The following is a 19730-nucleotide window of genomic DNA, read 5'->3' as shown; positions in this document are numbered from 1 at the left end:
CCGGAACACCGGCACGGGCGCTCCGACGGGGGACCAGAGCGCCGGTACAAATCGTACACCGAACCCCCCCTCTGTTAGTCAAGAGATTGTCACGAGCCGATTTCATCGCGCGGGCCGGAAATCTCTTTTCGGTCACCGGTCTTTGGCTCGTACGGGGTGAATCGGGAGGCCGAGTCCGGCTCGCGGCCGCCGTTGGCGAAGATCACGGCGACATAGGGCAGCACCACCGCGCCGAGCAGCGCGACGATCGCCGTCAGCCGCCACGCGCCCGGGAGCGCCACGGCGAAGATGATGCTCAGAAAGAAGCACAGCGCCCGCACGCCCATCGTGATCAGGTAGCGGCGCTCGCGGTAACCGATGTCCTCGGACAGTGGCCGGCGGGCGTCCGTCACCGTGTACACCACGGGCCGCTCACGTCGCCGGATCGGCGGTCTCACCCTCACCCTTCCCACCGTAGTCCTCGTGACGAACCGGGCAAGCGCCCGGGTGATCCACGTCGTCCCGTACGGCGTTCGCCGGGTACGCCGGGCGGGAAGGACGATCAAAGCATGTTCATCGCGGCGCGGGAGGAACTGTCATGACGGACCGGACGTACCGGGTAACGGAGATCGTCGGCACCTCACCGGAGAGCGTCGACGCCGCGATCCGCAACGCGATCAGGCGGGCCGGGCAGACGCTGCGGCACCTGGACTGGTTCGAGGTCACCCAGGTGCGCGGCCAGATCGTCGACGGCGAGGTCGCGCACTACCAGGTGGGCCTCAAGGTGGGCTTCCGCCTCGAGGACGCCTGAGCGGGAAACCGCGCCCGAGTGGGACACGACGCCTGAGCGGGACACCGGAACCGAGTCGGGGGGGCGGCGTGTGGTGGACCCCGGAACGTAGTCGGCCGACAATGTTGCGGACATGGTCGGCCGACTTTACGGACATGACTCGCGAGGAGGAGGTTCAGCTGGCCTTGCTGACCGTCGACATGTTGAAGTCGGCGATCCGCAGCGGCGGCATCGCCGTACGCGTGAAGTAGTCGGACCACTCACGCGGGAGCGTGCGTCGCGTCGCGCCGGCCTCGGCGATGCGCTCCAGCACGCCGACCGGGCTCTCGTTGAACCGGAAGTTGTTGACCTCGCCGACGACCTCGCCGTCCTCGACGAGGTACACGCCGTCGCGGGTCAGGCCGGTGAGCAGCAACGACTGCGGGTCGACCTCCCGGATGTACCACAGGCAGGTCAGCAGCAGCCCGCGACGGGTGCCGGCGATCATCTCGTCGAGCGTCGCGCCGCTGCCGGGAACCTCCATCAGCAGGTTGTCGACGGCGGGAGTGAACGGCAGGCCGGTCAGCCGGGCGGAGTACCGGCTCTGCATCAGCGCGGACAGCCGGCCCTCGGAGATCCAGTCGACCGGGTGGAGCGCCACCCCGTTGTCGAACGCCGACGAGTCGCGGCTGGACGCGTGCGCGACCGCGAACGGCGTGCACTCCAGACCGGGCGCCGCGGGGTCGCTGTACAGCCGGACGGGCGTCTCGGTGAGCCTCTCGCCGACCTTCGTGCCGCCGCCCGGCCTGCTGAAGACCGTACGGCCGTCGTGCGCGTCGCGGGCGCCCGCCGACCAGTAGAGGTAGACCATCAGGTCGGCGACCGAGCTGGGCGGCAGGAGCGTCTCGTAGCGGCCGGCGGGCAGGTCGATCCGCCGCCTGCCCCACTCCAGCCGCCGGGCGAGGTCGCCGGCGAGCGCCGTGACGTCGACGTCGCGGAAGTCACGGGTGCCGACGCCGCTCCAGGCGGACCTGGACAGGTCGTCGGACTTGGCGTTGAGCTCGACCTTCCCGGTCGGCTCGTCGGACCGGAGCCGCAGCCCGGCCGAGGTGCCGAGGAAGGTGGTGTTCATCGCGTGCTCGGCGAAGCCGTACAGCCGGCGGGCGTTGCCCTCCGCCTCGGCGAACGCCGCACCGAGCGACGGCGCGAAGCCCTCGAAGACGCCGATGGACGTCTCGGCCGGCGGGTCCTCCCAGCGGCCGCCCGGACCGGCCTCGGCCGCCTCGATCAGCGACGCGGCGTCCTCGGCCGGGGCGTTGTCGGCCGCCGCCCGTTCGGCCGCGCGCACCAGGTCCTCGATCTGGTCCTCGGTCACGCCCGTACGGGACGTGACGCCGGTCGAGACGCCCTCGGCCTTGTTCTTGATCGCGATGACGGTGAGCCGCCGGGAGCGGCTGACGCCGTTGGTCGTCAGCGTGTTCCCCGCCCAGCGCAGGTTCGTGCCGCTGGACTCCTCGGCGATGACGACGCAGCCGTCCGTGCGCGACAGCGCCAGCGCCCGCTCGACCGTCTCCTGCGGGGTGGTCACTTGCCCGCCTCCTTGACCGCGTTGAGGATGTTGACGCCGCGGAACAGCGCGGAGGGCGTCCCGTGGCTGACCGGCGCGACCTGGCCGGGCTGGCCCTTGCCGCAGTTGAAGGCGCCGCCGAGGACGTAGGTCTGCGGCCCGCCGATGGCCTCCATCGAGTTCCAGAAGTCCGTGGTCGTCGCCTGGTAGGCGGCGTCGCGCACCTGGCCCGCGAGCCGGCCGTTCTCGATCTTGTAGAACCGCTGGCCGGTGAACTGGAAGTTGTAACGCTGCATGTCGATCGACCAGCTCTTGTCGCCGACGACGTAGAGACCGCGGTCGACGCCGGCGATGAGCTCCTCGGTGGACGGGCCGTCCGGCGCCGGCCGCAGCGAGACGTTCGCCATGCGCTGCAGCGGCATGCTCGACGGGGAGTCGGCGAACGCACAGCCGTTGGACCGCTCCGCCCCGGTCAGCCGCGCGATCCGCCGGTCCAGCTGGTAGCCGACGAACAGGCCGTCGCGGACGATGTCCCAGGCCTGCGTCTCGACGCCCTCGTCGTCATAGCCGATCGTGGCCAGGCCGTGCTCGGCGGTGCGGTCGCCGGTGATGTTCATGACCTTGGAGCCGTACTGGAGGCTGCCGAGCTTGTCGGGCGTCGCGAAGGACGTGCCGGCGTACGCCGCCTCGTACCCCAGCGCGCGGTCGAGCTCGGTGGCGTGCCCGATCGACTCGTGGATGGTCAGCCAGAGGTTCGACGGGTCGACGACGAGGTCGTACGTCCCGGCCTCGACCGACGGCGCCGCGAGCTTCTCGGCCAGCAGCTCGGGGATGCGGGCCAACTCGTCGTCCCAGTCCCACGCGCCGCCGGTGAGGTACTCATAGCCGCGGCCGGCCGGCGGGGCGAGCGTGCGCATCGTGTCGAAGGCCCCGTCGCGGATGCCGACGGCGGTCAGCACCGGGTGCAGCCGCACCCGCTGCTGCGTCGTGACGGTCCCCGCGGTGTCGGCGTAGAACTTGTTCTCCTTGACCTGCAGCAGCGAGGCGTCCGCGTGCGCGACGCGGTCGTCGCCCAGCAGCCGGGCGCTCCAGTCGCCCAGCAGCGCGACCTTGTCCCGCACGGCCACGTCGAACGGGTCCACCTCGTACGAGGAGATCCAGACCCGCTCGCCGTGCGCGGGCTCGGCGGCCAGCTCGATGCGCTCGCGGTTGATGGCCGCGGCGACCCTGGCCACCTCGACCGCCTGCTCGGCGACGCGTGCCGCGGCGTCCGTGGTCAGGTCGATGCCGGAGGCGAACCCCCACGTGCCGTTCAGGATCACGCGGACGGCGAGACCGGTGCTGTCGGCGTCGACGGCGGTCTCGAGGTTGCCATCGGACAGGCGCAGCGTCTGGTGACGGATGCGCTCCAGGCGGAAGTCGACATGCTCCGCGCCGAGGTCACGGGCCCTGGACAGCGCCGCGTCGGCCAAGGCCCGCAGCGGCAACGCGGTGAAATCCGGATCGATCTCTCTCACCCGAGCAACCTATCGCGTCCTACAAAGACCGGCCGGTCCTCCTTGGCGGTGCCGTGCTCGTGTTACCTATCGGTAGGGCAATAGGCTCGCCACGATCGAACTGGAGGTTTGTCGAATGAGTCGCTCCGTCCTGGTCACCGGAGGAAACCGGGGAATCGGGCTGGCCATCGCCCACGAGCTGAAGAACGCCGGGGACGCCGTCGCCGTGACCTACCGCTCCGGAGAGCCCCCGGAGGGCCTGTTCGGCGTGCGCTGTGACATCACCAGCACCGAGGAGGTCGACGCCGCCTTCGGGAAGGTCGAGGCGGAGCAGGGCCCCGTCGAGGTGCTGGTCGCCAACGCGGGCATCACCCGGGACAACCTGCTGGCCCTGATGAGCGAGGACGAGTTCACCTCCGTCCTCGACACCAACCTCACCGGCGCCTACCGCCTCGCCAAGCGCGCGGTCCGCGGCATGATGCGCAAGCGGAACGGCCGGATCATCCTGGTGTCCTCCGTCGTCGGGCTGCTCGGCTCCGGCGGCCAGGCCAACTACGCCGCCTCCAAGGCCGGTCTCGTCGGCTTCGCCCGCTCGCTCGCCCGCGAGCTCGGCTCCCGCAACATCACGGTGAACGTCGTGGCGCCGGGCTTCGTCGACACGGACATGACCGCGGTGCTGGGGGAGGACCGCCAGGCCGAGATCAAGAAGCAGATCCCGCTGGGCCGCATCGCGCAGCCGGCCGAGATCGCCAAGGCCGTCCGCTTCCTCGCGGGCGAGGACGCCGCCTACATCACCGGCGCCGTCATCCCCGTCGACGGCGGCCTCGGCATGGGCCACTGACCCGGCCACCCCGGCACTGACCCGGCGTACCCGAAACGAGCACCGGGCCGCGGCGAACGGCGGCCGACATCTGGAAATGGGACACTGAATGGGCATTCTCGACGGCAAGCGGATCCTCGTCACCGGCGTTCTGACCGACGCCTCCATCGGCTTCCACGTGGCGAAGCTCGCCCAGCAGGAGGGCGCCACGCTCGTCCTCACCGGGTTCGGCCGCATGTCGCTCGTCGAGCGCATCGCCAAGCGGCTCCCGGAGGCCGCCCCGGTCATCGAGCTCGACGTCACCAACGCCGAGCAGCTCGACGGCCTCGCCGGGAAGGTCGCCGAGCACGTTGACGGGCTCGACGGGGTCGTGCACTCCATCGGGTTCGCGCCGCAGACCGCCATGGGCGGCAACTTCATGAACACCGGGTGGGACGACGTCGCCACGGCGGTGCAGATCTCGGCCTACTCCCTCAAGTCCCTCACGGCCGCCTGCCTGCCGCTGATGAAGAACGGCGGCTCGGTCGTCGGCCTGGACTTCGACGCCACCCAGGCCTGGCCGGTGTACGACTGGATGGGCGTGGCGAAGGCCGGCCTGGAGTCCACCGCCCGCTACCTCGCCAAGTACCTCGGCCCGGACGGCGTGCGCGTCAACCTCGTCGCCGCCGGACCGCTCAAGACGATGGCGGCCAAGAGCATTCCGGGCTTCGAGGAGTTCACGAACGTCTGGCCGGACAAGGCCCCGCTGGGCTGGGACGTCGCCGACCCGGAGCCGACCGCCAAGGCGTGCGTCGCGCTGCTGTCCGACTGGTTCCCCGCGACGACGGGCGAGATCGTCCACGTCGACGGCGGCGTCCACGCCGTCGGCGGCTGACCTGGAGCGCGGCCCGGGCGCATCGCCGGCTCGGCGGAGCGCCCGGGCGACCCGGCCGCGACGGGACCGCGGACCGCACCGCGTCTCGCCCTCGGCTCACCGCCGGGGGCTTTCCGCGCTCTGAGCGGCGTGCGCTGCGGTGACACGTCGCGCCGCGGCCGTCAGGCTGGGCTCCAGAAGCCTTACGGCGACGGCGGCGAGGCAGTCGATCGCACCGAGGGCGACCCACGGCAGGGCACGGTGAACGCCGAAGAGCCGGGTGAAGAACGCGGGCGCGATGATCCCGGCGACGGTGAACGAGTACTGGAACGCGGCCATGTACCGGCCCCTCAGCTCGGCGGGGGAGATCGCGGTCGCCAGCGCCATCGAGACGGGCGCGTGCATCACCTCGGCCAGGGTGAACAGCAGCGTCGCCCCGATCAGCACGGGGATCATCAGCGCGGGCCGGCCGGGGACGAGACCGGACAAGAGGAAACACCAGAGGGCCCACAGGGCGGCCGCGGTCACCAGCACCCGGGTGCGCCGGTGCCCGGCGAGCCGTTCGACCACGGGCGCGGCCAGCACCGACACCAGGACGAAGTTGCCCACGAGCAGCGCGGACGCGAGCCACGAGGGTCCTCTCAGGCCCGTGATCACGAAAGTGGGGGTGGCCAGGGCGAGCATCATGCTCGTCATCGCCAGGACGGTGTTGACGCCGGTCAGGGCGAGGAACGGGCGATCTCGGAGGATCGTTCCATACCCGGTTCCGGCCCGTCCGGCGCCGCGGTGGAGCCGTGGGGCGCGGACGAAGACGGCGATCGCGGCGGCGGCCGCGGCGAAGCAGCCGGCCGCGCCGTAGGCGACTCCGCGATAGGCGGACGCATGACCGTCGGCCATGACGGCTCCCGTGATCAGGCCGCCCACGCCGAGCCCCGCGGTGCGGGCCATGTTCGCCCACGCGAACCAGGAGTCGGGGGTCCGGCCGGAGGCGGCGGCGTCGGCGTAGTCCGCGACCGCGGTGAAGATGCTCGACCAGAAGAACCGCACGCCGATCGCCACCAGCGCCGCCGCGAGGAAGATGCCCACGGGCTCGTCGACCCTGGTGTAGGCGAGGTAGCCCAGTGCCTGCATGAGCTGGGCCGCGACGACCAGGGGCAGGGCGCCCAGCCTGTCGGCCAGCGCACCGGCCCAGACCGGGACCGGGAGCGTGATGGCGTTGGCGACGCTGAGCAGGACCCCGAGGAGACCGAGCGGAACGTCGGTGAGCCGGGTGAAGAACACGAGGGACAGGGGCAGGAAGAGCCCGTTGCCCACCGAGTCGACGACCAGAGCGCCGATCAGGACGCCGCCCCCACGTGCGCTGGCCGAATCGGTCATCTCCCGCGCCACCCTAACGGACCTCCACGCCGTCCGCCGCTGGTTCGGACGGCGGTCAGCGACAGGCGGCGAGGACGGCGTCGGCGACCTCGCCGAGGTGGCCGGCGGCCCGCCGGGGCGGCAGCAGGTCGGTCAGGTAGGCGAAGACCAGGTCCCGCGACGGGTCGGCCCAGGCGATGCAGCAGTTGCTGCCGTTGTGGCCGAACGCCCGCGGGCTGCTCCGCCCGCCCATCGGCCGGCTCCGCGCGCCGCCCGCGACCGGGCCGCCGAGCTGGAAGCCCTGAGCCCAGCGGATCGGCACGCCGAGGAAACGGTCGATCTCCCCGTCGCTGGAAGGGCGCGTCGCCTCCTCGACGGTGGACGGTTCGAGGATCCGGGCGCCGCCCGGCGCGCGGGCGTCCAGGAGCGCCTGGTAGAAGCGCGCAAGGTCGCGTGCGGTCGCGGAGACGTTCGCGGAGGGGATGACGGCCTCGCGCGTCGAGCGCCGGTTGAACAGCCCTGCGGTGACGCGCCCGGCAGGATCGGTCGCGCGCACGGGCACGTGCCGGGGCCACAGCCGGCGGGAGAGTCCCAGATGGACGTCGCGCAGGCCGAGCGGGTCAAGGAACGCCTCCCGCAGAAGCGCGTGCACCGGCGCTCCGCCGACCCGCCGGGCGAGCTCGCCGAGGATCACGCCGTAGGTGAGGATGTGATACGCGGGGACCTGACCGGGCGGCCATCGTGGACGGGCCCGCTCGACCTCGCGTACGGCCAGTCCCCAGTGCCGCATGACCAGCGCGTCGCCCGCGACGCTCCGGGCCACCGGAACGCCGGAGCGGTGGCGCAGCACCTGCCGGACGGTGACGTCCTCCTTGCCCCACCGCCCGAACTCCGGCCAGTGCTCGGCGACCCGGTCGTCGAGCGACAGGTCGCCCCGCTGGGCGAGCAGATGGACCAGCAGCGCCACGAACGGCTTGCCGGCGGAGAACAGGCAGAACAGCGCGTCCGGACCGCACCCGACGGAGCGGTCGAGGAGCACCCGCCCCTCACGCAGCACGCACAGCTGCGCCCTGCCGCCGCGCGCGTGTACGAGGTCGAGCGCGCGGGACAGCGTCGACGGGTCGGCGCCCAGCTCGCGCGGCGGGAGTTCCGTCCAGTCGGTCGTCGGCCCCGATCGGGGCGCGGTCGGCACCGGCCCTCAGCGCGGGCGGCGCAGCCGGCGGCCGAGGACGCTGAGGTTGAGCGCCGTGACGGCGCCGACCAGGCCGGAGGCGGTCGCCACCAGCAGTGGCGGGACCGAGTCGCTCTCCGGGGCGCTGGCGGCCATCAGCCGGGCGGAGGTGGCATGGTCCTGAACGGCGGGCGCCTCCTGCGGGTACACGAGAGGATCCCGTCCCACGATGTCGGGCAGCGCGGGGCCCTCCTGCTGCGGCGCGGCGACCTCGGGCACGTTGCCGGCCGAACCCGCCGGCGGGGCGATCGGCGCGTTCACCGCGCCCGACCCGCCGGAACCACCGGCCGAGCCCGCTCCCGAACCGGACCCGGAGTGGGAGGAACGCCCGGAGGCGGGCTTCGACCTCGGCTTCGGCTGGGGCTTCGGCTTGGACGACGGCTTGCTGCTGGGCTTGGACGACGAGCCTCCGCTCGATTTCGGCGGAGCGGAGGCGCTGCCCTTCCCGCCGTTCAGGATGCTGCACAGCAGAGGGCCGAGCTTGCACTCGCCAGCCTTCGAGCTCGTCTCCGCCGATGCCGGTCCGGCGCCGACCGCGAAGAAGACCACCGCGCCGGCGGACACCGTCGCCGACGCCGCTCCGACACGCCGCCAGTCTCGCCTTGAGCCCATGTCACTCCCTGCGTCGCTCCCGTTGTTACTGACAACCAGTCCAACGACACGAGCGTTACACGGAAACGCCTGAAACGACAGGGGTTACAGGTCCGCCATGTTCTCGCGCAGCAACGCCGCGAGGCGCGTGCGGCGCGGCGGCTCGGCGCGGTCGCGGACCGCACGGGCCAGCTCCGGGCCGGCGGCGTGCACGACCGACAGGTGCCGCCCCGCCCGGCTGAAGGCCCCGACCACGAGCGGCCGGGACAGCGCACCGGCCGCCTCTCCCGGCAGCACGGCGACGACGGCCGGCCAGCGCGTGCCCTGGGCCCGGCCGACGGTCACCGCCCAGCCGTGCCGCACCGCGGATCCCGGCACCGTCGCCTCACCGGACGGGAACGCGACCACCAGCGCGCCCCGGTCCGGATGGACGGCGGTGACGGTGCCGAACTCGCCGGCGGCGGCCGTCGGCAGATCGGCGACGCAGACGACCCGGTCCCCGGCGTCGTACGGGCCCGCGCCCGGGTTGAGCCGTTCCTTCAGCGCGCGGTTGAGCGCGATCGCGCCCGCCTCCCCACGGCGTACGGGCGTCACGACGAGGATCTCCTCGACGGGGATGCCGAGGGCGCGCGGAATCGAGTCCGTGACGAGCTGCACCGCGCGGTGGGCCGCCTCACGGGCCTCGGCGGCCGGCACGATGACGACCTCCCGGTCGGCGGACTCCACCGGGGCGAGCACGCCCTCCCGGGCCGCCGCGGTCAGCCGCCCGATGACCGTACGAGGCTCCGCGGGCAACTCGACGACCGGGACCGTGCCGGACGCGATGACGTCGGCGAGGACGCGCCCCACGCCGGACGGGGACGGCGCCGCCGGGTCGCCCGCCAGCACCAGGTGCGTCCCGTCCATGCACGCGTCGAGGAGCGCGGCCGCCCGCTCGACGTCGAGGGTGCCCGCCTCGGCCACCACGACGAGGTCGGCCTCCAGGGGACGGTCCTCACCGCGGGCGTAGCCGTCCGGCCCCGGCTCGAGCAGCAGGTGCAGGGAGCTCGCGCCGCCCAGCGCCCGTGCGGCCCGGTCGGTCGGCGCGGTGACGGTCACGCCGGGGGCGCCGCGAAGCCGGCCGAGGACCTCCTCGACGGCCTCCGGGGCGCCCGCCAGCACGCTGACGCCGCTCTCGTACACGGCCGCCGGCACGCCCTCGGGCGCGGGCAGGGGATCGGCGGTGGCGGTGAGCCGGGCCAGGCCCTCGGCCACCGTCTCCTCCGCGGCGGTGAGGCGGGCCAGGCCGAGCAGCTCGTCCTCGGACGCCTCGTCCATCACCGCGGCGATGTCCCCGGCGGCGATGGACGCGCGCAGCGTCTCGACCGCGTCTCCCGGGTCCAGGGCCTCGAGCGCGGACAGGATCGCCTTCGCGGAGGTCACCGTGTGGCCGTCGCCCGCCGCGCGCCGCAGCAGGTGCGTCGCCAGCGCGGCCGCGCGCCGCGGATCGTGCGGCCCGGCCTCCGCGCCGAGCAGCCTGCGGGCGAAGAAGTCGGCCTGCTCGGGCCGTACGCCGGGGATCTCCAGCAGACGCCACGGGTCGCCGCGCAAGATCTCGGCGGCGGCCTCGCCGAGGCGGACCAGGGCCTCGGGCGCCAGCCGGGCGGGGACGTCACTGGCCGCGAACAGCTCGGCCACGTCGGAGAGAGGGCCGGAGAAGGTCTCAGTCATCGTTCGTCACTCTAGTGGCGTCGCCGCCGGCGGTGGGGTCACCTCCGCCCCGCCGGCGCCGTACGGATGCTATTCGGAGGAGACGTCGTCGAGCGCGTCCCGGATCTCGGTGGGCAGCGTGACGTCCTCCGCCTTGAGGATCGCGGTGAGCTGGGCCGCCGTACGCGCCCCGACGACGGGGGCCGTGACGCCGGGCCGGTCGCGCACCCAGCTGAGCGCGACGGCCACCGGCGAGACGCCGAGTCCCTCGGCGGCGGTCGACACCGACTCGACGATCTGGGCGCCGCGCTCGCTCAGATAGGGCTGCACGAACTCCGCGTAGTGCGGGGACGCCGCGCGGGAGTCGGCGGGGATGCCGGTGCGGTACTTGCCGGTCAGCACCCCGCGTCCGAGCGGGGAGCACGGGAGGACTCCGACGCCCAGCTCGGCGCAGGCCGGCAGCACGTCGTCCTCGATGTCCCGGCGCAGCAGGGAGTACTCCACCTGCGTCGAGACGATCGGGGTACGACCCGGCCATGCCCGCTGCCACGTCGCGGCGCGGGCGAGCTCCCACGCGGCGAAGTGCGACACGCCGGCGTAGCGCGCCCGGCCGGAGGCGACCGCGTCGTCGAGGGCGGACAGCGTCTCCTCGAGAGGCGTCCGAGCGTCGTAGGCGTGCAGCTGCCACAGGTCCACGTGGTCCGTGCCCAGCCGTTCCAGCGAGGCGTCGAGGGCGCGCAGCAGGTGCCGCCGGGACGCGTCGCGCGTACCGTCGGCGGTCAGCACGGCCTTCGTGGCGATGACCAGGTCGTCACGGGCGACGACCTGGCCGACGAGGGAGCCCAGGACCCGCTCGCTCTCTCCACCGCAGTAGACGTCCGCGGTGTCGACCAGGGTGCCGCCCGCCTCGACGAAGGCGGTGAGCTGGGCGGCGGCGTCCTCGACCTCGGTGTCCCCGCCCCACGTCATCGTTCCGAGGCCGAGGCGGGAAACGGCGAGGCCGCTCCGGCCGAGGTGACGCTGTTCCATGTCTGCGGAGCGTATCGGCAGTCCGGGGGCCCGGCATACGCCGCCCGCCGGCCCGGGACGCGCACGCACGGACGGCGGGGACACGCCCGACCCGAGGGTCGGGCCGGGGCTCGCGCGCCACTAGGCTTCCATCGTCATTCAGCGACTTCCCGCATGCCGGCGGGTGCACAAGGAGACACCGAACCCGTGAACTTCGTGCAAGCGACCGTGCTGGGCATCGTCCAGGGCCTTACCGAGTTCCTCCCGATCTCCAGCTCCGCGCACCTTCTGATCGTGCCGCGGCTGCTGGGCTGGAAGGACCCCGGCGCGGCGTTCACGGCGGTCATCCAGCTCGGCACGATGCTCGCGGTCCTGCTGTTCTTCTGGCGGGACATCGTCCGCATCATCGGCACGTGGTTCCGCAGCCTCACGAACAAGGAGCTGCGCGGCCACCTGGACGCGCGGATGGGGTGGTACGTCGGGCTCGGCACGATCCCGGTCTCCGTCGTCGGGCTGGCGTTCAACAAGATGATCGAGGGACCCGCGCGGAATCTCTGGATCAACGCGGGCTCGCTCATCGTCATGGGCCTGGTCATGATGGTCGCCGAGTGGGCGGGCCGGCAAAAACTCGAGGTCGGCGACCTGAACATGCGGGACGGCCTGATCATCGGCGGCTTCCAGTGCCTGGCGCTGATCCCCGGGTCCTCGCGGTCGGGCTCCACCATCACCGGCGGCCTCTTCCTCGGCTACACCCGTGAGGCCGCGGCGCGCTACTCCTTCCTGCTGTCCATCCCGGCGGTGGTCCTGTCCGGCCTGTTCGAGCTGCGCAAGGTGAGCGAGGGCGGCCTGCCGGTCGCCGGCACCGCCGTCGCGACCCTGGTGTCCTTCGTCGTCGGGTACGCCTCGATCGCGTGGCTGCTGAAGTTCCTCGTACGGCACTCGACGCTGCTGTTCACCTACTACCGGGTGGCGCTCGGCGGTGTCCTGATCGGCCTGCTGGCCGCCGGCGCCATCACCGCCACCTGAGCCGCCGCGTCCCGGTCACCCGAACCGCGGGGTCACAGCCAGCCGCTCTTGCGGAACCAGCGGTACAGGGCCACGCAGATGCCGAGGATCAGCAGGAGCGCCGCCGGGTAGCCCCACCACTCCTTCAACTCCGGCATGTGGGTGAAGTTCATCCCGTACACGCCGGTCACCATCGTCGGCACCGCCAGGATCGCCGCCCAGGCGGAGATCTTGCGCATGTCCTCGTTCTGCTGCATGCCGACCTGGGCCAGGTGGGCGTTCAGCACGTTCGTCAGCAGCTCGCTGTGGGAGTCGACGCGCTCGTCCACACGCAGCAGGTGGTCGAGGACGTCGCGGAAGTACTCCCTCGTGCCGGGCGCGACCTCGACGCGGCCCTTGACGATGTCCTGCAGGACCGGGATCAGCGGATCCTCGGCGCCGCGGAACTCCAGCACCTCGCGCTTGAGGTCGTAGATGTCCTCGGTGACCATGCTGCGCCCCGGCGAGAAGACCGCGCGCTCCAGCTCGATGATGTCGGTCTCGACCTCGTGCGCGATCGTCTCGTACCGGTCGACGACCTCGTCGAGCACCGTGTAGAGGACGGCGCTCGGCCCGTGCTCCATCAGGGCGTGGTCGCCCTCCAGCCGCCGGCGCACCTCCTTCAGCGGGCTGCCCTGGCCGTGCCGGACGGTGATGACGAAGTCCGCGCCGACGAACAGCATGATCTCGCCGACCTCGATGTCGGAGGTCTCGTCGATGTAGCGCAGCGTCTTGATGACGACGAACAGTGTGTCGCCGTAGCGTTCGAGCTTCGGGCGCTGATGGGCGTTGACGGCGTCCTCGATCGCCAGCGGGTGCAGCGCGAGCTCGCCGGCGACCAGGTCGAACTCCTCGCGGGTCGGCTCGTGCAGGCCGATCCACATGAACGCGTCGCCGTTCTCGCGAGCGACGTCGAGAGCGTCACTGAGGTCACCGTCGACGCTCTCCCGCTCGCCTTTGCGGTAGATGGCGCAATCCATGATCATGGCCGGACATTGTTCCGTATCGCTGGTTAACAAAACGTCCAACAGTCCTTACCCAGGGAGACGGGAGGCAAGCGCCGCTCCCGAGTGCCACTAGAGTTCACCGGGTGGCCACACTTCTGCTGGTACGCCATGGGCTGACCGAGATGACCGGACCGGTGCTCGCGGGCTGGACCCCGGGCGTGCACCTGGACGACCGCGGCCGGAAGCAGGCCGCCGAACTCGCCGCGCGACTGGCGCCCGTGCCGCTCGACGCGATCGTGTCCAGCCCTCTGGACCGCTGTCAGGAGACCGCCGGGGCGATCCTGGCCGGCCGTGACGGTCTCGGCGTCCAGACCGACGAACGGCTCGGCGAGGTCAAGTACGGCGAGTGGACCGGCCGTCCGCTCGAGGAGCTGACCAAGGAGGACCTCTGGAAGGTCGTCCAGGCACATCCGAGCGCCGCGCGGTTCCCGGGCGGGGAGTCCCTCGCGGAGGCGCAGCACCGTGCCGTGTCCGCGATCCGCGAGTGGAACGACCGGCTCGGACCCGAGGCGACCTACCTCGTCTGCAGCCACGGCGACATCATCAAGGCGATCGTGGCCGACGCCGTCGGGCTGCACCTGGACCAGTTCCAGCGCATCCAGGCCGACCCCGCCGCGCTCACCGTCATCCGCTACACCGAGCTGCGGCCCTTCCTCGTCCGCCTCAACGACGTCGGCGGCCGGGTCGACGATCTTCTTGCGAAGTCGGGGCGGGACAGTGACGCACCGGTCGGCGGCGGAGCGTAGGGTCTTCCTCATGCCGGTCATCGCATACGACATGCCCGACAGATTCGTCGCGGGCACCGTCGGCCAGCCGGGTGAACGCGCCTTCTTCCTCCAGGCGCGGGCAGGCCGCCGCGTCACCAGTGTCGGTCTGGAGAAGTTCCAGGTGACGCTCCTGGCCGAGCGCCTCGAGGAGCTGCTGGACGAGGTGCTGCGCCAGGGCGGCGGCGCCGCGGTGGTCCCCGCCGTCGCGCCCGTCGAGCTGCAGGACGACGAGCCGCTCGAGCAGCCCGTCGAAGAGGAGTTCCGGGTCGGCACCATGGCCCTCGCCTGGGACCCCGAGGACGAGCGGATCGTCATCGAGGCCCAGGAGATGACCGAGAGCGAGGAGGACGAGGCCGACATCGGCAGCGAGAACCCCGCGGTCGCCGTGCTCCGGGTGCGGATCACCGCGGCGCAGGCGCGGGCGTTCGCGCAGCGGGCCTTGAAGATCGTCGCGGCGGGTCGTCCGCCGTGCCCGCTGTGCGGCCTTCCGCTCGACGCTCAGGGTCACGTGTGTCCCCGACAGAACGGCCATCTTGGCTGAGACCCCGATCCCCTGGACACTTAAGTCATGAGTCAGCCCTCCAGGTACGGCCTCGGCGGGGACGGCGCGCTGAGCCCCGCCGACACCGAGGCCGCCCTCCGCCTCCTCCAGCACGGCGACATGACCGTCGAAGGGCGACTCGTCGCTGCCAGCAACGCGACGCTGTACTGCTCGATCACCCACGACGACCTGCGCGCCAACTGCGTCTACAAGCCCGTGTCCGGAGAGCGTCCGCTGTGGGACTTCCCGGACGGCACCCTGGCGGGGCGTGAGGTCGCCGCATACGTCGTCTCCGAGGAGATGGGCTGGCACGTCGTGCCGCCGACGGTGCACCGCGACGGGCCGTTCGGACCCGGCATGGTGCAGCTGTGGATCGATCACGACACCGATGTCGACCTGCTGGAGCTGTCCCGTGGCGACGATCCGGGCGTGCGCCGCATGGCCGTCTTCGACGCCGTGATCAACAACGCCGACCGGAAGATCGGTCATCTGCTGCCCACCCGGAGCGGCCACGTGTACGGCTGCGACCACGGGGTCTGCTTCTCATCGGAGTACAAGCTCCGTACGGTGCTGTGGCAGTGGCGGGGCAAGTCGCTCACCTCCGAGGCCGTCGACGCGCTGCAGCGGCTGCGCCGCGCCTTCACCCGGGACGGCTTCGCCCGGCGGCTGTCCGGGCTGCTGACGACCGAGGAGGTCGAGGCGGTGCACGGCCGGATCGAGCTCATGCTCAAGCACCGGATCCATCCGTACCCGCCGGAGGACTGGCCCGCCATCCCCTGGCCCCCCCTGTAACGCCCGGCCCGGCGTCAGCAACGTCTTCACGCCGCGCCGTCTTCACGCCCCCCGTCCGCAGCCGCGCCGTGCGCGCTCACCGGGGCGGAGGCCGCTACTGGGGCGAGCCGCTGGGAGCGGGCGCCGTGTTGACCGGCCCGGGGGCCCCGGCCTTCGTCCAGCCCTGCGCGAGGAAGCCGAACGCGTCGGGGAGGACGCTGCGCACATAGTCCCAGTCGTGGCCGCCGGGGCGTTCCTCCAGGACGGCCGGCACGCCGGCCGCGTCGAGCAGCTTCTTGAACCGCTCCGGCTCGCCCTTGATGACGTCGTTCTCCTCGCTCTCGGCGGCCGACAGGAAGATGCGCACGCGGCGCGCGGCCTCGACGTTGTGGTCCGGCCGGTTGGCGTCGATGACGGCGTCCTGGTCGCCGAACATGTGGGACGGGTCGTCGACGTGGAAGTAGCCGGAGATGGACGTCACCGCGCCGAAGACGCCGGGGTGGCGCAGGGCGAGGTTCATCGACCCGTAGCCGCCCATGGAGAAGCCGCCGATCGCCCGGTGCGCGGCGTCACGCCGGTGCCGGCCCTCGACGGCGGGGATCACCTCGTCGAGCAGCCGGTCCTCGACGCGGTCGGACCCGTCGGCGGCGTTCGCCCACTCGGTGTCGTCGTGGTGGCTGCCGTTCCCGTCCGGCACCGCCAGGACGAACGGCGTGCCGCCCTTGGCGACGTACGCCGCGACCTGCTTGGCGAGCCCCTCGTCGTCGATGAGCGTCTTCGGGTCGCTCGGCACACCATGCAGGAAGTACAGCACCGGCAGCCTCCGCGTCTCCGGCACGTCGGGACGCCACACGTACACCCCGTACGCCTTGTGGTCGACCGGGTCGGTCACCTGAATGCGGGTGAGGCCCGGTCGCGCGGGGGACGGCGTGTCGATGTCCTGCGGCCGGCGGGTGGCGGCCGAGCCGTGGTGCAGGCCGAGGTTGACGATCACGTACGCGAGGCCGAGCGCCGCCACGAGGGTTCCCGCCCACACGGAAAGGCCCGCCAGCGGCGGGCGTCGAGTCTTCTTCCTGCGATGTTTCGCCACGGTGGGTGCTCAGGCTAGGGGAGGGGACAAGCGCGACCAGACTTCCACATCGCTGACGGACCAGCAGTTATTCCACGCGACATGGCGCAAGCTTTACCCTCCGCCCGACATTTGGAACCCGAGCGGTATTCGGTTGACCGTCGGCGAACCCGAACCTGCCTGATCGCGGATCCCGGGACGCCGGTTAGGCTGCTGGGTATGCGATCGTGGCCCGCCCCCAAGGTCCCCAGCCTGGCCGAACACGGCCTTCCCGCCCCTGACGACGTCCGACTGAGCGTCTACGACTCGTCCACCGGCGCCGTACGCCCCACCGATCCCGGCCCGACCGCGCGGATCTACGTCTGCGGCATCACGCCCTACGACGCGACCCACCTGGGTCACGCCGCCACGTACCTGGCGTTCGACCTGGCCGCCCGGGTCTGGCGCGACGCCGGGCACGACGTGCACTACGTGCAGAATGCCACCGACGTCGACGACCCGCTGCTCGAGCGCGCGGTCCAGACCGGCGAGGACTGGCGGGCGCTGGCCGAGCGGGAGATCGCGCTGTTCCGCGACGACATGACCGCCCTGCGCGTGCTCCCTCCCCGCGACTACGCCGGCGCCGTCGAGTCCATCCCGCTGATCATCGAGTTCATCGAGCTGCTCCGGGCCAAGGGCGCGACCTACGAGCTGGACGGCGACCTGTACTTCCCCATCTCCGCCGACCCGTCGTTCGGCGCGGTGAGCCGCCTGTCGGCCGATGAGATGCTCCCGCTGTTCGCCGAGCGCGGCGGAGACCCCGGGCGCAAGGGCAAGAAGGACCCCCTCGACGCGCTGCTGTGGCAGGCCGAGCGCCCCGGCGAGCCGTCATGGGACTCGCCGTTCGGCCGGGGCCGGCCCGGCTGGCACGTCGAGTGCGCGGCGATCTCCGTGCGCAGCCTCGGCATGTCCTTCGACATCGAGGGCGGCGGCTCGGACCTGGTCTTCCCCCACCACGAGATGGGCGCCTCACACGCCCAGATCGCCACCGGCGAGCGGCCGCACGCCAAGGCGTACGTCCACGCCGGCATGGTCGGCCTGGACGGCGAGAAGATGTCCAAGTCGCGCGGCAACCTGGTGTTCGTCTCCCGGCTGCGGAAGGCGGGCGCGGACCCGATGGCGATCCGGCTGGCGCTGCTGAACCACCACTACCGCTCCGACTGGGAGTGGACGGACGACGACCTGACCCGGGCCGAGGCGCGCCTGGCCCGCTGGCGTGAGGCGGTCCTGCTCCCGGCGGCGCCCCCGGCGGCCGAGCTCGTCGGCCGCATCCGGCGGCACCTGGCCGATGACCTCGACGCCCCGGCCGCGCTCTCGGCCGTCGACCAGTGGGCCGACCACGCCCTCGGCGTCACCGACGAGGACCGCGAGGCCGACGGCGCCGCGCCCGCTCTGGTCCGCGCCGCCGTCGACGCGCTGCTCGGCGTCGAACTGTAGAAGTGACGGACGAGGGGAGGCGCGTCGCCTCCCCTCGTCAGGGCGTCGGTGGGCGTTCTCTCGTCAGTACGTCACCGGCGTCGCGCCATCTGCGCGTCACCGGAGTCACGGCACCGGACGCCGCGTCGCCTGCGCGTCGGCGGGCGTCCGTTCGCCGGCGCGTCACTCGGCGTCGCCGCGGCGGCGCAGGTAGCGCTCGAACTCCCGGGCGATCGCGTCCCCGCTCGCCTCCGGGAGCTCCGTGGCGTCCTTCTGCTCCTCCAGCGCGCGGACGTACTCCGCGACCTCGGTGTCCTGCTCGGCCAGCTCGTTGACGCCGTGCTCCCAGGCGCGCGCCTGCTCGGGCAGCTCACCGAGGGAGACCGAGATGTCGAGGACGTCCTCCACCCAGCGCAGCAGCGCCAGGGTGGCCTTCGGCGACGGCGGCTGGGCAACGTAGTGCGGCACCGCGGCCCACAGGGACACCGTCTCCAGGTCCGCCTTCGCGCAGGCGTCCTGCAGCACGCCCAGGACGCCGGTGGGCCCCTCGTAGCGCGCCGGCTCCAGCTGCAGCCGCGTGGTCAGGGCGGCGTCGGAGGAGGCCGCGGTGACCGGCACGGGCCGGGTGTGCGGGGCGTCGGCCAGCAGCGCTCCGAGCAGCACGACGGTCCGGGCGTTCAGCTCGAGCATGATGCCGACCAGGTCACGGCAGAACGCCCGCCAGCGCATGTTCGGCTCGATGCCATGGATCAGCACGACGTCACGGTCGGAGCCGGGCATCTTGGCCACCGACAGGCGGGTCGTCGGCCAGCTGATGCGCCGGGTCTGCCCATCGACCATCTCGACGGTCGGACGCGTGACCTGGAAGTCGTAGTAGTCGTCCGGGTCGAGTGCGGCCAGCGGGGTCGCGTCCCAGATGTCCTCCAGGTGCCGTACGACACCGCTCGCCGCTTCACCGGCGTCGTTCCACCCTTCGAAGGCGGCGATCACCACCGGGTCGACGAGCTCGGGCACGTCGTCGAGTTCGACCACGCGCTGCCTCCCAACCGACGTCCGATAAACGACAACGTCCAGCCTATGTCCTGTACGCCCCCCGGCGTTCCCCGGAGATCATCTTGCGGCCGAGCCCGCCGTCACCGGCCGTCGGTCGTACGGACGATCAGCACGTCGCAGGGGGAGCGGTGCGACAGGTTCGCCGGCACCGAGCCGAGCAGCCGGCCCGCGAGGCTGTTCAGCCCGCGGTTGCCGACCACGACGAGGTCGGCGCGGCGGCGCTCGGCGAGTTCGACGAGGGAGTCGACGGCGTCGCCCTCGACGGCGACCGCGTCGATGTCGCGGGCCCCGGCGGCGACGGCCCGCTCCCGCGCGGCGCGCAGCGCGTCGTCGGCGGGGGTCGAACCCTCGATCTTGTAGGCGAGGTCGCCGAGGCGGTCGGCGGCGTGCTGGCGCTCGCGCTCGGGCATCGGGTGGTAGGCGCAGGCGAGGACGAGCGTGCCGCCGGCGTCGGCCGCGATGCGCGCCGCGGCCTCGACCGCCCGGAACGAGGACGGGGAGCCGTCGGTGCCGACGAGGACGGTGCTGTACGAACCCACGGGTCCTCCTTGAGGGAGACCGGACCGGACGGGTGCCCGGCGACGGACGATCAGGCATACGGTGCCGTTCAGGACAACGCGCATCGACCGTAACGGTTACGGAACGCATGCGCGCCGAGATGTCG

The 19730-nt window shown here is 72.3% G+C and carries 20 protein-coding genes; 8 read left to right on the top strand and 12 right to left on the bottom strand.

Annotated elements, in window-relative coordinates:
* Window positions 1–89 precede the first annotated feature (89 nt).
* Complete coding sequence (locus NE234_RS27660; protein ID WP_252783579.1) at window positions 90–392, bottom strand: DUF3099 domain-containing protein; 303 nt, start codon at window positions 390–392, stop codon at window positions 90–92.
* 185 nt (window positions 393–577) lie between these two features.
* Here NE234_RS27660 and NE234_RS27655 point away from each other — a divergent pair, with 185 nt between their 5' ends.
* Window positions 578–790, top strand: coding sequence for a dodecin (locus tag NE234_RS27655; protein ID WP_252783578.1), 213 nt, complete (start codon window positions 578–580; stop codon window positions 788–790).
* Between the two features lie 154 nt (window positions 791–944).
* Here NE234_RS27655 and NE234_RS27650 read toward each other — a convergent pair whose 3' ends face one another.
* Both NE234_RS27650 and NE234_RS27645 read right to left on the bottom strand, forming a co-directional pair.
* Window positions 945–2336 (bottom strand): metallopeptidase TldD-related protein, encoded by a 1392-nt coding sequence (locus NE234_RS27650; RefSeq protein WP_252783577.1) that lies wholly within the window; start codon window positions 2334–2336, stop codon window positions 945–947.
* Window positions 2333–3832: a TldD/PmbA family protein gene (locus NE234_RS27645; protein ID WP_252783576.1), complete on the bottom strand. Its 1500-nt coding sequence runs from the start codon at window positions 3830–3832 to the stop codon at window positions 2333–2335. The genes NE234_RS27650 and NE234_RS27645 overlap by 4 nt, the downstream gene beginning before the upstream one ends.
* A 115-nt stretch (window positions 3833–3947) precedes the next feature.
* On the opposite strand from NE234_RS27645, the gene NE234_RS27640 reads away from it, so the two are divergent.
* Together NE234_RS27640 and fabI are read left to right on the top strand one after the other, a co-directional pair.
* The gene (locus tag NE234_RS27640) at window positions 3948–4652 is read left to right on the top strand and encodes a beta-ketoacyl-ACP reductase (protein WP_252783575.1); all 705 of its coding nucleotides are present in this window, start codon (window positions 3948–3950) and stop codon (window positions 4650–4652) included.
* Between the two features lie 88 nt (window positions 4653–4740).
* On the top strand, window positions 4741–5505 hold the full coding sequence (gene fabI, locus NE234_RS27635; protein ID WP_252783574.1) for an enoyl-ACP reductase FabI: 765 nt from the start codon (window positions 4741–4743) through the stop codon (window positions 5503–5505).
* Between the two features lie 96 nt (window positions 5506–5601).
* On the opposite strand, the gene NE234_RS27630 is transcribed toward fabI, so the two are convergent.
* From NE234_RS27630 to NE234_RS27610, 5 genes are all read right to left on the bottom strand, one after another.
* Window positions 5602–6861 (bottom strand): MFS transporter, encoded by a 1260-nt coding sequence (locus NE234_RS27630; protein ID WP_252783573.1) that lies wholly within the window; start codon window positions 6859–6861, stop codon window positions 5602–5604.
* Window positions 6862–6916: 55 nt separating this feature from the next.
* Window positions 6917–8032: a serine hydrolase domain-containing protein gene (locus tag NE234_RS27625; RefSeq protein WP_252783572.1), complete on the bottom strand. Its 1116-nt coding sequence runs from the start codon at window positions 8030–8032 to the stop codon at window positions 6917–6919.
* 6 nt (window positions 8033–8038) lie between these two features.
* Window positions 8039–8683: a hypothetical protein gene (locus NE234_RS27620; protein WP_252783571.1), complete on the bottom strand. Its 645-nt coding sequence runs from the start codon at window positions 8681–8683 to the stop codon at window positions 8039–8041.
* Window positions 8684–8767: 84 nt separating this feature from the next.
* Entirely contained in the window at window positions 8768–10372 is a 1605-nt protein-coding gene (locus NE234_RS27615; RefSeq protein ID WP_252783570.1) for an ATP-dependent DNA helicase, read from the bottom strand.
* Window positions 10373–10441: 69 nt separating this feature from the next.
* Window positions 10442–11380: an aldo/keto reductase gene (locus tag NE234_RS27610; protein ID WP_252783569.1), complete on the bottom strand. Its 939-nt coding sequence runs from the start codon at window positions 11378–11380 to the stop codon at window positions 10442–10444.
* Between the two features lie 186 nt (window positions 11381–11566).
* Between NE234_RS27610 and NE234_RS27605 the strand changes: the two genes are divergently transcribed.
* Window positions 11567–12385, top strand: coding sequence for an undecaprenyl-diphosphate phosphatase (locus tag NE234_RS27605; RefSeq protein WP_252783568.1), 819 nt, complete (start codon window positions 11567–11569; stop codon window positions 12383–12385).
* 32 nt (window positions 12386–12417) lie between these two features.
* Here NE234_RS27605 and corA read toward each other — a convergent pair whose 3' ends face one another.
* Window positions 12418–13389, bottom strand: a complete 972-nt coding sequence (gene corA, locus NE234_RS27600) for a magnesium/cobalt transporter CorA (protein ID WP_252783567.1) — start codon at window positions 13387–13389, stop codon at window positions 12418–12420.
* A gap of 104 nt (window positions 13390–13493) precedes the next feature.
* Here corA and NE234_RS27595 point away from each other — a divergent pair, with 104 nt between their 5' ends.
* Genes NE234_RS27595 through NE234_RS27585 form a run of 3 tightly spaced genes read left to right on the top strand, consistent with a single transcriptional unit; the run spans window position 13494 to window position 15510 of the window.
* The gene (locus NE234_RS27595) at window positions 13494–14156 is read left to right on the top strand and encodes a histidine phosphatase family protein (protein WP_252783566.1); all 663 of its coding nucleotides are present in this window, start codon (window positions 13494–13496) and stop codon (window positions 14154–14156) included.
* Window positions 14157–14166: 10 nt separating this feature from the next.
* Entirely contained in the window at window positions 14167–14718 is a 552-nt protein-coding gene (locus NE234_RS27590) for a DUF3090 domain-containing protein (RefSeq protein ID WP_252783565.1), read from the top strand.
* 27 nt (window positions 14719–14745) lie between these two features.
* The gene (locus NE234_RS27585) at window positions 14746–15510 is read left to right on the top strand and encodes an SCO1664 family protein (protein WP_252783564.1); all 765 of its coding nucleotides are present in this window, start codon (window positions 14746–14748) and stop codon (window positions 15508–15510) included.
* Window positions 15511–15604: 94 nt separating this feature from the next.
* Here NE234_RS27585 and NE234_RS27580 read toward each other — a convergent pair whose 3' ends face one another.
* The gene (locus NE234_RS27580; protein ID WP_252783563.1) at window positions 15605–16507 is read right to left on the bottom strand and encodes an alpha/beta hydrolase; all 903 of its coding nucleotides are present in this window, start codon (window positions 16505–16507) and stop codon (window positions 15605–15607) included.
* A 264-nt stretch (window positions 16508–16771) separates the two neighbouring features.
* Between NE234_RS27580 and mshC the strand changes: the two genes are divergently transcribed.
* Complete coding sequence (gene mshC, locus NE234_RS27575; RefSeq protein ID WP_252783624.1) at window positions 16772–18034, top strand: cysteine--1-D-myo-inosityl 2-amino-2-deoxy-alpha-D-glucopyranoside ligase; 1263 nt, start codon at window positions 16772–16774, stop codon at window positions 18032–18034.
* A gap of 162 nt (window positions 18035–18196) precedes the next feature.
* Here mshC and NE234_RS27570 read toward each other — a convergent pair whose 3' ends face one another.
* Window positions 18197–19045 carry a PAC2 family protein gene (locus tag NE234_RS27570; protein WP_252783562.1) on the bottom strand — a complete coding sequence of 283 codons (849 nt, stop codon included), beginning with the start codon at window positions 19043–19045 and terminating at the stop codon, window positions 18197–18199.
* A 101-nt stretch (window positions 19046–19146) separates the two neighbouring features.
* Complete coding sequence (locus NE234_RS27565) at window positions 19147–19605, bottom strand: universal stress protein (protein WP_252783561.1); 459 nt, start codon at window positions 19603–19605, stop codon at window positions 19147–19149.
* Window positions 19606–19730: the final 125 nt, after the last annotated feature.

Origin of the sequence: Actinoallomurus rhizosphaericola, assembly GCF_024055675.1 — a bacterium.
Classification (GTDB): domain Bacteria; phylum Actinomycetota; class Actinomycetes; order Streptosporangiales; family Streptosporangiaceae; genus Actinoallomurus; species Actinoallomurus soli.
This window is presented reverse-complemented; position numbering and strand designations above follow the sequence as displayed.

Excerpts from the sequence above, each read along its gene's own strand:
- NE234_RS27610 (WP_252783569.1), bottom strand. The coding sequence starts at position 11,380 with ATGGAACAGCGTCACCTCGGCCGGAGCGGCCTCGCCGTTTCCCGCCTC.
- NE234_RS27590 (WP_252783565.1), top strand. The coding sequence starts at position 14,167 with ATGCCGGTCATCGCATACGACATGCCCGACAGATTCGTCGCGGGCACC.
- NE234_RS27640 (WP_252783575.1), top strand. The coding sequence starts at position 3,948 with ATGAGTCGCTCCGTCCTGGTCACCGGAGGAAACCGGGGAATCGGGCTG.
- fabI (WP_252783574.1), top strand. The coding sequence starts at position 4,741 with ATGGGCATTCTCGACGGCAAGCGGATCCTCGTCACCGGCGTTCTGACC.
- NE234_RS27630 (WP_252783573.1), bottom strand. The coding sequence starts at position 6,861 with ATGACCGATTCGGCCAGCGCACGTGGGGGCGGCGTCCTGATCGGCGCT.
- NE234_RS27585 (WP_252783564.1), top strand. The coding sequence starts at position 14,746 with ATGAGTCAGCCCTCCAGGTACGGCCTCGGCGGGGACGGCGCGCTGAGC.
- NE234_RS27615 (WP_252783570.1), bottom strand. The coding sequence starts at position 10,372 with ATGACTGAGACCTTCTCCGGCCCTCTCTCCGACGTGGCCGAGCTGTTC.
- NE234_RS27655 (WP_252783578.1), top strand. The coding sequence starts at position 578 with ATGACGGACCGGACGTACCGGGTAACGGAGATCGTCGGCACCTCACCG.
- corA (WP_252783567.1), bottom strand. The coding sequence starts at position 13,389 with ATGATCATGGATTGCGCCATCTACCGCAAAGGCGAGCGGGAGAGCGTC.
- NE234_RS27620 (WP_252783571.1), bottom strand. The coding sequence starts at position 8,683 with ATGGGCTCAAGGCGAGACTGGCGGCGTGTCGGAGCGGCGTCGGCGACG.